This window comes from Streptomyces sp. RerS4 (assembly GCF_023515955.1).
Lineage (GTDB): Bacteria > Actinomycetota > Actinomycetes > Streptomycetales > Streptomycetaceae > Streptomyces.
Genome location: NZ_CP097322.1, coordinates 4,617,978 through 4,631,802, shown reverse-complemented (window position 1 = coordinate 4,631,802; position 13,825 = coordinate 4,617,978). Strand labels below are relative to the sequence as shown.

Genomic DNA, 13,825 nt, shown 5'->3' with positions numbered 1-13,825 from the left:
GTTGACCCACCCCCGCGCGGTCCCACAAGAGGACTGCAGACGCGTAACATCCGTGCCATACAACGGCCATGAAAGAGCGGAGGCGCTCCGCACATGACGCACGCACTTCCCGGTTACCTCTGCCCCGAGGACGGCACGCGCGCGGACGCGCGGACGGCCCCCTGGTGCTGCCCGCTCTGCGCCGGCCCCTGGGACCTCGACTTCACACCGGATCCGGCCGGCGCCCTGGATCCGACGTCCGGACCCCCGTCGCTGTGGCGCTACGCCGCCGCGCTGCCGCTGCCGGGGGCTTTCGCCGTCTCGCTCGCGGAGGGGTACACGCCGCTGGTGCCGCTCACGGATCGGATTCACGCCAAGCTCGACTTCCTGATGCCGACCCTCTCCTTCAAGGACCGGGGCGCCGTGATGCTCGCGGAGGTGGCCCGACGGCTGGCCCCGGCGCGGGTGATCGCGGACAGCAGCGGCAACGCGGGAACCTCCGTCGCGGCGTACTGCGCGCGGGCCGGGCTGAATTGTGAAGTTTTCGTGCCCGAGGGCACCTCGGAGAAGAAGACCGAGCAGATCCGCGCCCACGGGGCGGACGTACGGATCGTGCCGGGCGGGCGCGAGGCCACCGCGCTCGCCGCCCGCGCGGCGGCGGACGCCCCGGGTGTCTTCTACGCCAGCCACGTCTACAACCCGTACTTCCTGCACGGGACGAAGACGTACGCGTACGAGATCTGGGAGGCCCTCGGCGGCCGGCTGCCCGAGGCGCTGGTGGTGCCCGTCGGCAACGGCACCCTGCTGCTGGGCGCCGCGTTGGCGGTGGAGGAGCTGGCCCGGCGCGGGGTGCGGCCACCCGCGCTGATCGCCGTACAGGCCGAGGCGGTGGCCCCGCTGGCGGCGGCCTTCGCCGCGGGCGCCGAGGACGCCGAGCCGGTGGCGCAGCTGCCCACCCTGGCGGAGGGCATCGCGATCCCGGCGCCGCCGCGCGCCCGCCAGGTCCTGGCGGCGGTGCGGAAGTCCGGGGGCACCTTCCTGACCGTCCCGGACGATCGGCTGCGCGCCGCCCAGCGGGACCTGGCCCGGCGCGGCCTCTTCGTGGAGCCGACGGCCGCCGCCTGCTGGGCGGCGGTCGGCCCGGGCGCTCCCGACGACCCCCTCCAGGGGCGTACGGCCGTCCTGCCCCTGTGCGGGGCGGGCGCCAAGTCGGGCCTGGCCGCGGCCCCGTAGGACCCGTGGAACGGGTGGGTCCGGTGAGTGTGGTGTCGAAAATCCGCCGGACCCGGCGGGCCCGATCTGTTCAACTGACCCCATGACCACCACACGCGACCTCAACGCCCTCGCCGAGACCTTCACCGCCCTGCACGTCGCCGGAGCCCCCCTGGCCCTGGCGAACGCCTGGGACGTCGCGAGCGCCCGTATCGTCGAGGCGGCCGGTTCCCCCGCCGTCGCCACCACCAGCGCCGGCGTCGCCTGGTCGCTGGGCGCGGCCGACGGGGACGTCCTGGCCCGCGACCGGGCCCTGGACCTGATCACCCGGGTGGCCGACGCCGTGTCCGTCCCCGTCACCGCCGACATCGAGGGCGGCTTCGGCGCCGACGCCGACGCGGTCGGCGAGACCGTCACCGGGGTCCTGGCCGCCGGCGCGGTCGGCATCAACATCGAGGACGCCACCCGCGCCCCCGCCGAGTTCGCCGAACGCCTCGCGGCCGCGCGGGCCGCCGCCGAGCGTGCCGGCGTACCGCTGTACATCAACGCGCGCATCGACACGTTCCTGTTCGGCCTCGGCGCCGAGGAAGCGCGGCTCGACGAGACCCTCGCGCGCGCCGCCGCCTACCTCCGGGCGGGGGCGAGCGGCATCTTCGTGCCCGGCGTCGTCGACCCGACCGTCGTCGCCGAGCTGGTCAAGGGCGTCGACGCCCCGCTGAACGTGCTCGTCGCCCCCGGCGCCCCGAGCGTCGCCGAGTTCGCCGCCCTCGGCGTGGCCCGGGTCAGCCTCGGCGGCCGGATCGCGGAGGCCGCGTACGCACTCGTCCGCCGCGCCACCGAGGAACTGCTGGCCGGCGGCACGTACGGGGCGCTCGCCGACGCGCTCCCGTACGGCGAGCTGAACTCCCTGCTCAAGGGCTGAGCGGTGCACAGAACCACGGCCGCGCCGGCGCCCACGTCCACACCGCGCCGCACCGGCGGCGCGGTGTGGACCGCCCTCGGCCTCGTGTACGTCGTCTGGGGGTCGACGTACCTCGGCATCCGGATCGTCGTCGAGACCATGCCGCCGTTCCTGTCGGCCGGCGCCCGGTTCATCACCGCCGGACTCGTCCTGGCCGCGGTCGTCGCCGTGCGGTACGGGCCCGGCGCACTGCGGGTCAGCGGCCGGCAGCTCGGCTCGACGGTACTGGTCGGGCTGCTGTTGATCCCCGGCGGCAACGGCCTGGTCGCCCTGGCCGAGACCTCGGTGCCGTCCGGGCTGGCCGCGCTGCTGGTGGCCGCGGTGCCGATGTGGGTGGTGTTGCTGCGCGCGGGCACCGGGGACCGTCCTCGCGCCTGGACCCTGTTCGGGGTGCTCGTGGGGTTCGTGGGGCTGGCGGTGCTGACGAGTCCGGGGCTGAGCGGGGAGGTGCGGCTGTCGGGGGTGCTGCTGGTGCTGGTGGCCTCCGTGCTGTGGTCGCTGGGCTCCTTCTCGGGCTCGAAGCTCTCGCTGCCGGCCAATCCGTTCACCGGCAGCGTCTACCAGATGCTGGCGGGTGGGCTCGCCGGGATCGTCGTCGGGCTGCTGCGCGGGGAGCACCGGGGCCTGGACGTCGGAGCCTTCTCCACCGCCTCCTGGGTGGCGCTGGCCTACCTGGTGCTGGTCGGTTCCGTGGTGGGCTTCACCGCGTACGCGTGGCTGCTCCAGTCGGCGCCGCTGTCGCTGGTGGCCACGTACGCCTACGTCAACCCGGTGGTCGCCGTCGCCCTGGGGTGGCTGATCCTCGACGAGGCCCTGACCTGGCCGATCCTGGTCGGCGGCGGGATCGTGGTGGCGGCGGTGGGGGTGATCGTCAGCACCGAACGGCGGAAGTAGGGGGGCGGGGGCGGGCGGGATCGGGGCCGGAGAGCCGGGGGCTCAATCGCGCGCGGCGCGCTCGTAGAGGGCCTTGGCCCGCTCGTCGTAGAGCGCGGCGGTGGAGTCCACGTCCGTGTCCCCGCCGCTCAGGACGCCGATCAAGTGGCCCGGCCTGCCCGTGCCGCCCCGGTCGGCGATCCAGGGGCTGCCGCTGGTGCCCGTCCAGAATCCCGCGCAGCTGATGTACAGCATGGCGGGGTCCTCGTCGTCGTGGTGGGTCTGGGTGGTGCAGGACACCGGCTTGTTCTGCGGGTTGTGCTCGGACTCGGGGTAGCCCACCACGGTGACGTCGCGTTCGTAGCCGGAGGTCCAGTCGGGGGTGGGTGCCTCGCCCCGACCGACGCGCTCCTGCACGCTGTGGCCGTCCTCGTCGGGCTCGACGGTGAGGAAGGCGTAGTCGGCGGTCTCGTCGCCCCACTTCGTCCACCGCTCGTCCACATGGATCGAGCGGACCTTCCACACGCCCAGCGGCCGGCTGCCGGAGCCCTCGCCGGAGAAGGCGGGGGCGAAGGACAGCTCGCCGATGGCGAGGCCGTCGTGCGCGACGTCGCCGGGCTGCCCGTCCTCGCCCGCCGGGGCCACGCAGTGCGCGGCGGTCGCGACGACGTTGCCCCGGGGGCTGTCGACCACGCTCGCCGTGCACCAGTGCTCGCCGCCCGCCATCAGCACGCCCACGGTCGGGAAGGGGTGCACCGGCCGCTCGCCGGACGCCTCGAGGAACACGAGCCCGCACACGGCCGCGATCCCCGCCGCGGCCGCGGCCGAGGCCCCCTTCACCACCGGGCTCACCGCACGGCGGGATCGGGTGTCGGTCCCTGCATCACCTTGCTGATCCACGCCAGGGAGCCCTCCCTCATGCCGCGTACGTACGACTTTCCGTTGTGCTCACCATCCTGGATCACCTGGAGCCAGGTGTGCACCGGGCCCTTTCCGTACTCCTTCATGAACTTCTCGGCGAGGTCGCGGCCGCCCTCCTTGGTGCCGATCTGGAAGTTCACGTACACGTCCGGACCACCGGCCGCGATCAGTTTCTCGGCGAGCTTCTCCGGGTTGTTCTCGTCCATGGCCTGCTGGTTTCCCCTCCACAGCGGGGAATCCGGGACGATGTCGACGCCGCTGGCGATGACCGCCTTGAAGCGCTCGGGGTACTTCAGGACCTGCTTGAAGCCGTTGAAACCGCCCGCCGAGGAGCCCATGAAGGCCCAGCCGTCGCGGGAGGTGAAGGTGCGGAAATTGGCCCTCGCGAAATCCGGGACGTCATCGGCCATCCAGGTGCCCATCTTCGGCTCGCCGGGGATGTCCGAGCCGTCGAAGTGGTGCTTGGTGTCGGCGTTGGTCACCGGCATGACGAGGATGAACGGCAGGCTCGTGCCGTCCTTCACCCCGTCCGCGACGGCCTGCTGGAGGCCGAGGCCGGGACCGGTCCCCCAGTAGTTGGTCGGGTAGCCGCGGCCGCCGGGCAGGGAGATCAGCACCGGGAACGCGCTCTTGGCGTAGCGCGGCTCGTCGTACTCCTTCGGCACCCACACCCACACGTCACCCGTGAAGCCGGACTTCGCCCCCACCAGCGTGGTCTTGGCGATCTGCGTGCCGTCGGGCAGGCGGGCGGTGCGTTCGAACTCGGCCTTGGGTCCGGTGGGCATCAGCACCCCCGGCCGGATCTCCTCGGCCGCCGCCGACTCCTGGATCTTCCCGAAGGACACCGGATCCCCTATGTCGGAGAACAGGCCGGCCTTGTACGCGCCGCCGCCCCCGGCGGCGATGACGGCCGCGAGGCCGCCGACGATCAGCACCTGGCGCAGGCGCTTGGGGCGACGGCGGGCCTTGGTCATGGGGCCGCCGTCGCCTTGCTGGTCATACTGCACGGATTCGTTCCCGTTCCTTCTCCGGCGCCCTGGTTGGACGCGGGTCGGACCGATAGGTCCCCCCTTACACCCCTGACAGAGGAGTGAACGACCGGAAGGGTTGCCTGGGACCGGGCCGACGTGGCGCGTACCACGTGACCTACGGGACGCCCGTGCGCGTGCGCGTCGCCGCGGGGGTCAGCGCGGGGCTCAGCCGGCCTCGGGCTTGGGGCCCTTCAGGACCTTGCTGACCTCGGCGAGCCCGCTCTCCTTCATGCCCCGGACGTAGTCCCAGCCGCTGTGCTGGCCGCCCTTGATCTCGTGGATCGTGATCGTGACGGGGGCCTTGCCGAACCGCTGCTGGAACTTGTCCAGCAGCGCGCGCCCGCCCTCCTTCGTCCCGTACTGGAAGGCGACGTGGACCTCGGGGCCCTTGGTGTCGATCAGCTTCTGCGCGAGCTTCTCGGGGTTGTTCGCGTCCATCTCCGCCTGGTGGCCCTTCCACAGCGGGGAGTCCGGGACGAGCTCGCCGCCGTTGGCGATCACGGCCCTGAAGCGGTCCGGGTGCTCCATGACCTGCTTGAGGCCGACGAAGGCGCCGGAGGAGTTGCCCATGAAGGCCCAGCCCTCGCGGGACTTGTAGGTGCGGAAGTTCGCGCGGGCGAAGTTCGGCACGTCCTCGGCCATCCAGGTGCCCATCTTGGCCTGGCCGGGTATGTCGGCGCCGTCGTAGTAGTACTTGTTGTCCGGGTTGAGCACCGGCATGACGAGGACGAAGGGCAGGCTGGTGCCCGCCTGGACGCCCTCGGCGATGGCCTTCTGGAGGCCGAGGCTGCGGTCGGCCCAGTAGTTGGTCGGGAAGCCGTTGCCGCCGGGCAGGGCGATGAGGACCGGGAAGGCGCTCTTGGCGTACTTCGGGTCGTCGTACTCCTTGGGGGTCCAGACCCAGACGTCACCCTCGAAGCCGGACTTGGCGCCCGCCAGGCGGGTCTTGCGGATGGTGGTGCCGTCGTCGAGCGTGGCGGTCTGCTTGAAGTCGGACTTCGGGCCGGAGGGCAGGAGCACGTCCGGGTCGCCGGTGGGCTTGGGGGAGGCCGAGGGTGCGGCGCCCTTCTTGCCGGAGCCGGCGCCTTCGGTGGCCGTGACCCCCTGCGGGTTCTCGCCCCCTGCGGTGGTGGCCTCGGCGTTGCCGGAGAACCACTCGTACTTCCAGGCGGCGAAGCCGCCGCCGGCCAGGAGCAGCGCGCAGGCGAGGCCCGCGCTGATGACTATCGCGCGCCGGGACTTCCCGTTCCCGCGACCGGGCTCGTGGCCGGACGGCTGCTGCTGCGGGTACTCGTGCACGAACTTCGCTCCGAACGGTCATGGCTGCCCCGGGCGGGGCAGAGCGGCTGGACAACCCTAGGTTCTGATGTGCGAACGCCCGGCGGAGTTCCACATCCCGGCAAAAACGTGTGGGGAACTTCGGCTGTCGTCCGGGTCACTTCAACGTGTCGAGCACGTCCGAGCACCGGCCCAGGAGCTCGATGAGCCGCTCCCGTTCCTCCTCCGAGAAGGCGGCGGCGAGCGCCCGTTCCACCCGTACGGCGGAGTCGTCCGCCTGCTCCATCACGGCGCGGCCCTGCGGGGTGAGCCGCGTCTCCAGCACGTTGCGGTGCCATTCGTGGGGGGTGCGTTCGATGAGCCCGCGCTCGTGGAGGTTCTTCAGCACGGTGTTCATCGTCGGCGGCGTGACCCCGCAGAGCCGGGAGAGGGCGGCGGCGGAAATCCCCGGCTTCTCGGCGAGCCAGAGCAGCGCGGCGTACTGGGGAACCGTTACTGCGGCCGGCTTGAGCGCGGCGGACTTCGCCGCGAGGAGCGCCTGCTCGGCGCGCTTGACGTGCGAGCCGATCCGCTCCTCGGGGGGCATGGAGGTCATTGGGGAATCCTACGACCCTTGCCAATCATTAGGGCTCTAACTACTCTTCGAACACACCCAACGAAACGGACACACATGTCGCAGTCAAAGCTGTCGAAACTGTCGAAGCCCCTCACCGCACTCACAGTCACCGCCCTCACCGCACTCATGTCGGCCGCCGGTCCGGCGACGGCCACCGCCCGTCCGGGGGTCTCCACCGCCTTCACTCTCCCCGGCCCGAAGGTCTTCCCCGAGGGCATAGCCACCGACTCCCGCACGGGCGCGGTGTACGTCGGCTCGTACGCGGACGGCACCGTCTACCGCGCCCGCCCGGGGGCCCGTACGGCCGAGGTCTTCCTCCCGGCCGGCCGCGACGGCCGCCACACGGCGAACGGCCTGCGCGTCGACGCCGCGCGGGGGCGGCTGTGGGTCACCGACTCCACCGCCGGGGTCTCCGTGTACGACACCCGGACGGGCGCGCGCCTGGCCCACTTCGAGGTGGCGGGCGACGGCCCCCGCTTCGTCAACGACCTGACGCTCACCCCGGACGGCACCGCGTACCTGACGGACAGCGTCCGCGGCGTGATCTACCGCGTCACCCCGGCCGAGGTGCGGGCCGGCTCCGGCGCCCTGACGGTCGCCCACGACCTGAACGGGCACCTCACCCCGTCGCCCCCCGGCAGCTACGCGCTGAACGGCATCGTCTCCGACCCGGCGGGCCGCTACCTGCTGACGGTCGACATGACGGCGGGCGAGCTGCACCGCGTCGACCTGCGCACCGGGGAGATCGGCCGCGTGGACCTGACCGGCGGCGACCTGAAGGCCGCCGACGGCCTCGACCTCGCCCCGGGCGGCGTCCTGCGGGTGGCCCACAACGTCCCGAACACCCTCACCCGCTGGCAGCTCACCCCGGACGGCACCCGCGCCCGCCTGATCCGCACCGTCACGGATCCCGCGCTCCAGATCCCGACCACCCTGGCCCACACCCCGGGCCGCACCCTGGTGGTGCGCTCCCAGTTCGACAAGGAGGGCGGCCCCCTGACCCCGTCGACGGGCACCCCGACGACGTTCACGGTGGCAGCGGTCCGCGGCCTCTGACCCTCACCCGGAGAAGGCGTAGACCCCCCGAATCCGCCACCCCCCACGTCCCCCCTCGACCCACTCGAACAACGCGACATCAACCCCTTCGAGCACCGGAGCCCCCTCCTCCCCGAAGGCCCACGCGAAGCGCGCCTGCTCGTGATGCCCGTCGACCTTCCCCGTCAGGGAGAACGAAACCCCTGGCGGGAAGCTCGCCCGCAGCCGCGCCAGATGCCCGACGAGCGCCTCCCGCCCGAGCACCCGCACGTCGGGGTCGCAGTACTCGACCCCCTCGGTGCACAGGGCCTCGATCCCGACCCGCCGCCGCTCGTCGTCCACCTCGTTGACGACCCCGATGAACGCCTCGACCAACCCCTGATAATCCATCCTCCCACCCTCACCCCCCACCCCGGAGCCCCCCTGGACTCCCGCTACTCCACCTACTCCGCCTACTCCACGAAGTAGGAGTCGTGACGCACGAAGAACTCCGCGCGCTCCTCGTCCGTCGCGTCCGCCATGGCCGCCAGCCCCTCGAAGTACTCCTCGCGCGGCGCTCCCGGTGCGAAGATCATCAGCATCTCGGCGGGCGCGTCCGAGTCGTTGCGGAAGGCGTGCAGCCCGCCCTGGGGCACGTACAGGAAGTCGCCCTTCTTCGCGTCCACCCAGCCCTCTCCGTTGAACAGCCGGACCGTGCCGTCGAGCACGAAGAACGACTCCGAGATCGTCTTGTGGAAGTGCGTCTTGGGCCCGCCGGCCTTCGCGCTCATCTCCACCCGGTAGAGCCCGAACTCCCCCTGCGTAGAGGCCTTGGTGGCCAGGTAGTGGATCGCGTCCCCACCCGCCACCCCGAACTCGGGCGGCGTGTCCACCGTCCGGAAGACGGCACTGACCTCGCCTTCCTCCCGGTGGTAAACCCGCTCCGGATACTCCGGGTACGACATGGTGTTCCCCCTTCTTCGACGGCTCATGATCACCCCCAAGCCCGCAACCCCGGCCCCGAACCACCCCGATATGTCACCACGACACCTGATCCCGCACCGGGTTGTCACCGGCGGCTGCTTCCATGGCGCCATGAGCACCGTGCGCGAGACCGCCGCCCTCCTCCCCGAACCCGCCCGACTCCGCGCCCATCTGCGCGCACTGGCCGTCCTGGACGCGGCGATCAGCGACGATCCGCGGTTCTGTCAGTACGCGTTCGCCGCCGCCTGGGGCCCTTCGGTGGAGGCGGCCCTGATGGAGAACGGCTCCGGGGACGACTTCTCCGTCCTCTTCACCCCGGCCGGCGTGCTCATACGCGGCTTCGACCACGAGTCGCAGATGAGTCCGTACGCGACGGACGACGAGCGGGTCTGGCCCGGTGTCATCGACGACGTGCCCGAGGCGCTGCGCCCGCTCCTGTACGAGCCCGCCTTCCACGACGCGGGCATCGACCTCCCCCGGGTCACCGCCTGCCTGTGGCGGGAGACCGGCGACACCGTCTGGCACACCGGCTCGACCATCACCTTCCCCGAGGGCAGCGAGGACCCGGACGGCTCCGGCTTCCTCTTCCCTCTCCTCACCGACCGCTCCCCCGAGGCCGTCCGGGCTCACTTCGAGGACTACTACGAGCGCCCCGTCCCCCTCGACGCCGTCCGCCACGTCCTCGCCGGACACCCCCTCACCCCCGCGATCGCCGTGGCCCTCAACCCGGCCGCCCTCTCGGACGGCGCACTGCTCCAGAGAATCGCCGCGCACCCCGAGGTCGCCTCCTACCTGTCCTGCGACGGCGAGTTCGACCTTGCCCGCACCGACCCGATCGAGCCGATCGCCCTACCCAACGGCCTCCCGGTGGAGCCCGTCGCCGGCTGCAACGCGGGCGGCACCCACTACCTCTGCGGCCCAGCCGCCCCCGACGGCCCCCGCCCCGTCCTCTACACCGACTCCGAGGGCCGGGCATCCCTCATCGCAGAGTCCCTCGCCGAGGCCCTGACGCTCGCCATCGTTCTGCCGTCGTGGCACGACGCCCTGGCCGGCTTCCGTCCCCCGGCCCTCAACTCCGACTACCTCGACGCCCACCCGGACCACCCCACCGTCCGCGACCGCCTCCTCGCCGCCCTTCGACTGCCCCCGGCCACCGACCGGGAAGTCCTGGACCGCCTGCTCACCACCGCGGCCCGCACCGTCCCCGACGGCTTCCTCCCGCACGTTCCCGATGAGGAGGAATCCACCTTCGAGCCGATGCTCGAACGGCCTACCAAATAGGGCCGGCTCCCGGAGGAGGCGGCCCCTTGGCGTGCGCTTGCGGCACGGTCAGACGTTGAAGCGGAACACCCAGCACCGATCCAGCACGCTACTGCTTCATCCAGCACGCGCGACGGTGGCGAGCGGAGCCCGCCGCGGGACACACTGTGTACACATGGGACACTCGGTACCCTTGAGCGCACGACGCAGCCGCTGCCCATAGAGTCCGTCCGCGACGTGCGCGCCCACCTGGCGGAGGTCGTGGAGCGTGCGGACCGCGACGACGTGCCCACTGTGATCACGCGCCGAGGCAAGGAAGTCGCCGCCGTGGTCTCCATCGAGGTGCTGCGCAAGTACCAGGAGTGGGAAGAGCGCGAGATCAACCGGATCATCGACGAGCGCATGGCCAACCCCGCACCCGGCATCCCGATCGAGGACGTCATGGGGGAGACGCTGGCTCGCGGTGAGTGAGTACCGAACCGTCTTCCGCCCCGAGGCGCAGGCCGAACTTCGGAAGGTCCCTCGCGACATGGCGCTGCGCATCCTGGCCAAGCTCACCGAGTTGGAGAGCGATCCGCTCGGCTTCAACACCACCGCACTCGTGTCCCAGCCAGACCGCCGACGGCTACGGTTCGGCGACCACCGCGTCGTCTACGCGATCGACAGCGGAGAGTTGGTGGTGTGGGTCGTGCACGTCGGGCATCACTCCACCATCTACGACACCTGACTCCAGGTGACCCGGGGGGTCGGACTTCGAGGATCGACGCCATCCCGCCGGCCACAGCACACTCGTACAGAGTGATCCAATCGCCCGGGGCGAGGTGGCTCCACCGCGCCGGGTTCAACGGCGAGAGGCGCACCGGAGCCCGCCCGCCTGGCGGCAGGTCGGGAGCGAACTCGACCCATACGCGGGCTACGTCCAGTTCGGGCGCTCCGTCCCCCCTCTGATTGCCGATGTCCCACATCGGCCGCAGGACCCCGGATCCGGGGAGCGGGGTACGCCGGAGCGCCTCACCGGCAGGGAACAGTGCGAGATCAGCGCGGATGACCCCCACGCGCGTCTCGACACCCCGCCACGCGCAACACTCCCGGCTCTGTTCGAACCCAAGCATCCCGGCCGCCCGCACCAGCTCCTCCCAGAATCCTGCCGGCGCGGTCCATCCGTCGGACACGGGGATGTCGCGGTCCGTGGCGACATCCTCGGGCACCAGCAAAGAGGCGGCTTCGAGTACCCCGACGACGTCCGTGCGCCGATTATGGATCAGCGACACAACCACCCCTCATGACGGCCACGATCGCTAGGGTTGTCCCATGACCGCACTGCCCGACTGGATGCGCCCGCCCCGCGCGGAAGGCTGGTTCGCGGAGGACCTCGACCGCCTCCCCGAGGCACCCCGCCACACCGAGCTGATCGACGGAGCCCTCGTCTTCATGATGTCGCCCCAGCGGTCCTGGCATGGCCGCCTCGTCACCGCCCTGACCACCACGCTCATGGCGCAGGCGCCGGTTGGCTTCGAGGTCGAGCGCGAGATGACGATCCGCCTCGATGCCCGCAACCGCCCCGAGCCGGACCTCTTGCTGACGAACCTGCCCTATGACCCCGACCGCACCTGGTACGCCCCGGAGGACGTGAAGCTCGTCGTAGAAGCGGTCTCACCCGAGTCCGCACATCGCGATCGCACAGTAAAGCTCCGCAAGTACGCGGAGGCCGGCATCCCGCACTACTGGTGCATCGAGGACGAGGACGGGGCACCCGTCGTCCACGTCTACGAGCTCGACGAACCCACCGGCGCCTACGCTCCCGCCGGGATCTTCCGGGGCACGCTCCAGCGCCCGGTGCCCTTCGAGGTCAGCCTGGACCTCGACAAGCTCACGCCGCCCCGCAGCAGCTGAAAAGTCAGCACGGGAATGCAGAAGGGGTCGGACTCGACAGAGTCCGACCCCTTCTGGCCTGCACGTTTGACGAGACATGCTGTGACGAGATGACTACACGTTGAAGCGGAACTCCACCACGTCGCCGTCCTGCATGACGTAGTCCTTGCCTTCCATGCGGGCCTTGCCCTTGGCGCGGGCTTCGGTTACCGAGCCGCAGGCGACGAGGTCGGCGAAGGAGATGACCTCGGCCTTGATGAAGCCGCGCTGGAAGTCGGTGTGGATGACGCCGGCCGCCTCCGGGGCGGTGGCGCCCTGCTTGATCGTCCAGGCGCGGGTTTCCTTCGGGCCGGCCGTCAGGTACGTCTGGAGGCCCAGGGTCTCGAAGCCGACGCGGCCGAGGGTGGCGAGGCCGGGCTCGTCCTGGCCGACGGACTGGAGGAGCTCCAGGGCTTCCTCGTCGTCCAGCTCCGCGAGGTCCGCCTCCAGCTTCGCGTTCAGGAAGATGGCCTCCGCCGGGGCGACCAGGGCGGACTGCTCCGCCTTGAAGGCCTCGTCCGTCAGCTCGTCCTCGTCCACGTTGAAGACGTAGAGGAACGGCTTCGTGGTGAGCAGGTGCAGCTCGTGCAGGAGGTCGCCCTGCTCGGTGCCCTTGGTGATGCCCTTGGAGAAGAGGGTGTCGCCCGCTTCGAGGATCTTCTTGGCCTCGACGACGGCCGCGAGGACCGCGACCTTCTCCTTCTGGAGGCGGGATTCCTTCGTCAGGCGCGGCTCGGCCTTCTCGATGGACTGGAGGTCGGCGAGGATCAGCTCGGTGTTGATCGTCTCGATGTCGTCCTTCGGCGAGACCTTGCCGTCGACGTGCACGACGTTCTCGTCCTTGAAGGCACGGATGACCTGGCAGATCGCGTCCGACTCGCGGATGTTCGCGAGGAACTTGTTGCCGAGGCCCTCGCCCTCGGAGGCGCCGCGCACGATGCCCGCGATGTCGACGAAGTCGACCGTCGCCGGGAGGATCCTCTGCGAGCCGAAGATGCCGGCGAGGACGGCCAGACGCGGGTCCGGGACGCCGACGACGCCGACGTTCGGCTCGATGGTGGCGAACGGGTAGTTGGCCGCCAGCACGTCGTTCTTGGTCAGGGCGTTGAACAGGGTCGACTTGCCGACATTCGGCAGGCCGACGATTCCGATCGTGAGCGACACGTTGGCGACTTCCCGTAGCTGGAGGGGGCGGCGGCCCGGAGGTGGGCCACCGGACAGTTTACTTTCCGATGAGTGGCGGTGGATGTACGCGTGTCCAGGCCCGGATCCGACGGCCGTCCCGCCTAATTTGGTGGGGTGGAGCAATACAGGATGCGTTCGGTACCTCACCCTCAGGCGCGACGACCCCGTCCCCCGGCCGGCGGGCCGGCCCGCCGGCTGCCGCGGCCCCTGCTGACCGGGCTCGGCGGCGGGCTCTTCGCGTGCCTCGCGATGCTGCTGGTCGCCGGGATCTGCCGGCTGCTCTTCGACTCCTCGCTCTTCGTGTACGGGCTGCTGTTCCTGCCCGTGGCCGCCGCGAACGCCGTCTGGGTCAGGCCCGCCGACCTGATCACCGCGCCCGTCTCCGTGCCGATCGCCTTCGCCGCCGGGGTGTGGCCCGTCTCCGGCGGCTCCGGCGGCTTCGGCGGGGAGCTGATGGGCGTGGTGTCCGCGCTGTCCCTGCACGCCGGCTGGCTCTACGCGGGCACCCTCGTCGCTGCCCTGATCGCGCTGGTGCGCCGGGCCGCGCTGAGCGGCCGCAGGCGGGCCGCCGCCGCGGCCCGGCGCAGCCGTACCGCGTAG

General features: G+C 71.3%; 16 protein-coding genes. 9 read left to right on the top strand and 7 right to left on the bottom strand.

Features of this window, described 5'->3' with window-relative positions; all coding sequences use genetic code 11:
- The first annotated feature begins 93 nt into the window (after nucleotides 1–93).
- The 3 genes from M4D82_RS21650 to M4D82_RS21640 all read left to right on the top strand — a co-directional run bounded on the left by M4D82_RS21650 (nucleotide 94) and on the right by M4D82_RS21640 (nucleotide 3,046).
- A complete protein-coding gene (locus tag M4D82_RS21650; protein ID WP_249767617.1) occupies nucleotides 94–1,212 on the top strand; it encodes a threonine synthase in 1,119 nt (372 codons plus the stop codon).
- An 82-nt stretch (nucleotides 1,213–1,294) separates the two neighbouring features.
- Nucleotides 1,295–2,113, top strand: coding sequence for an isocitrate lyase/PEP mutase family protein (locus M4D82_RS21645; RefSeq protein ID WP_249767616.1), 819 nt, complete (start codon nucleotides 1,295–1,297; stop codon nucleotides 2,111–2,113).
- Nucleotides 2,114–2,116: 3 nt separating this feature from the next.
- Complete coding sequence (locus M4D82_RS21640; protein WP_249767615.1) at nucleotides 2,117–3,046, top strand: EamA family transporter; 930 nt, start codon at nucleotides 2,117–2,119, stop codon at nucleotides 3,044–3,046.
- A 42-nt stretch (nucleotides 3,047–3,088) separates the two neighbouring features.
- Here M4D82_RS21640 and M4D82_RS21635 read toward each other — a convergent pair whose 3' ends face one another.
- From M4D82_RS21635 to M4D82_RS21620, 4 genes are all read right to left on the bottom strand, one after another.
- Entirely contained in the window at nucleotides 3,089–3,877 is a 789-nt protein-coding gene (locus M4D82_RS21635) for a trypsin-like serine peptidase (RefSeq protein ID WP_249767614.1), read from the bottom strand.
- Nucleotides 3,874–4,953, bottom strand: a complete 1,080-nt coding sequence (locus tag M4D82_RS21630) for an alpha/beta hydrolase (protein WP_249767613.1) — start codon at nucleotides 4,951–4,953, stop codon at nucleotides 3,874–3,876. The genes M4D82_RS21635 and M4D82_RS21630 overlap by 4 nt, the downstream gene beginning before the upstream one ends.
- A 189-nt stretch (nucleotides 4,954–5,142) precedes the next feature.
- Nucleotides 5,143–6,276: an alpha/beta hydrolase gene (locus M4D82_RS21625; protein ID WP_249767612.1), complete on the bottom strand. Its 1,134-nt coding sequence runs from the start codon at nucleotides 6,274–6,276 to the stop codon at nucleotides 5,143–5,145.
- Nucleotides 6,277–6,412: 136 nt separating this feature from the next.
- Nucleotides 6,413–6,850: a MarR family winged helix-turn-helix transcriptional regulator gene (locus M4D82_RS21620; RefSeq protein WP_249767611.1), complete on the bottom strand. Its 438-nt coding sequence runs from the start codon at nucleotides 6,848–6,850 to the stop codon at nucleotides 6,413–6,415.
- A gap of 75 nt (nucleotides 6,851–6,925) precedes the next feature.
- Here M4D82_RS21620 and M4D82_RS21615 point away from each other — a divergent pair, with 75 nt between their 5' ends.
- Nucleotides 6,926–7,927 carry an SMP-30/gluconolactonase/LRE family protein gene (locus M4D82_RS21615; RefSeq protein ID WP_249767610.1) on the top strand — a complete coding sequence of 334 codons (1,002 nt, stop codon included), beginning with the start codon at nucleotides 6,926–6,928 and terminating at the stop codon, nucleotides 7,925–7,927.
- A gap of 3 nt (nucleotides 7,928–7,930) precedes the next feature.
- Here the strand turns inward: M4D82_RS21615 and M4D82_RS21610 are convergent, their stop codons facing one another.
- Nucleotides 7,931–8,296, bottom strand: a complete 366-nt coding sequence (locus M4D82_RS21610; RefSeq protein ID WP_249767609.1) for a hypothetical protein — start codon at nucleotides 8,294–8,296, stop codon at nucleotides 7,931–7,933.
- A 62-nt stretch (nucleotides 8,297–8,358) separates the two neighbouring features.
- Entirely contained in the window at nucleotides 8,359–8,850 is a 492-nt protein-coding gene (locus tag M4D82_RS21605; RefSeq protein ID WP_249767608.1) for a cupin domain-containing protein, read from the bottom strand.
- A 130-nt stretch (nucleotides 8,851–8,980) separates the two neighbouring features.
- Here M4D82_RS21605 and M4D82_RS21600 point away from each other — a divergent pair, with 130 nt between their 5' ends.
- The 4 genes from M4D82_RS21600 to M4D82_RS21580 all read left to right on the top strand — a co-directional run bounded on the left by M4D82_RS21600 (nucleotide 8,981) and on the right by M4D82_RS21580 (nucleotide 12,022).
- On the top strand, nucleotides 8,981–10,150 hold the full coding sequence (locus tag M4D82_RS21600) for a hypothetical protein (RefSeq protein ID WP_249767607.1): 1,170 nt from the start codon (nucleotides 8,981–8,983) through the stop codon (nucleotides 10,148–10,150).
- A gap of 192 nt (nucleotides 10,151–10,342) precedes the next feature.
- Nucleotides 10,343–10,600 (top strand): type II toxin-antitoxin system Phd/YefM family antitoxin, encoded by a 258-nt coding sequence (locus M4D82_RS21595; protein WP_249772027.1) that lies wholly within the window; start codon nucleotides 10,343–10,345, stop codon nucleotides 10,598–10,600.
- Entirely contained in the window at nucleotides 10,593–10,856 is a 264-nt protein-coding gene (locus M4D82_RS21590) for a type II toxin-antitoxin system RelE family toxin (RefSeq protein WP_249767606.1), read from the top strand. The genes M4D82_RS21595 and M4D82_RS21590 overlap by 8 nt, the downstream gene beginning before the upstream one ends.
- Before the next feature lie 584 nt (nucleotides 10,857–11,440).
- Nucleotides 11,441–12,022 carry a Uma2 family endonuclease gene (locus M4D82_RS21580; protein ID WP_249767605.1) on the top strand — a complete coding sequence of 194 codons (582 nt, stop codon included), beginning with the start codon at nucleotides 11,441–11,443 and terminating at the stop codon, nucleotides 12,020–12,022.
- 93 nt (nucleotides 12,023–12,115) lie between these two features.
- On the opposite strand, the gene ychF is transcribed toward M4D82_RS21580, so the two are convergent.
- Nucleotides 12,116–13,204, bottom strand: a complete 1,089-nt coding sequence (ychF, locus tag M4D82_RS21575) for a redox-regulated ATPase YchF (protein ID WP_249767604.1) — start codon at nucleotides 13,202–13,204, stop codon at nucleotides 12,116–12,118.
- Nucleotides 13,205–13,354: 150 nt separating this feature from the next.
- Here ychF and M4D82_RS21570 point away from each other — a divergent pair, with 150 nt between their 5' ends.
- Entirely contained in the window at nucleotides 13,355–13,825 is a 471-nt protein-coding gene (locus tag M4D82_RS21570; protein WP_349637083.1) for a DUF6542 domain-containing protein, read from the top strand.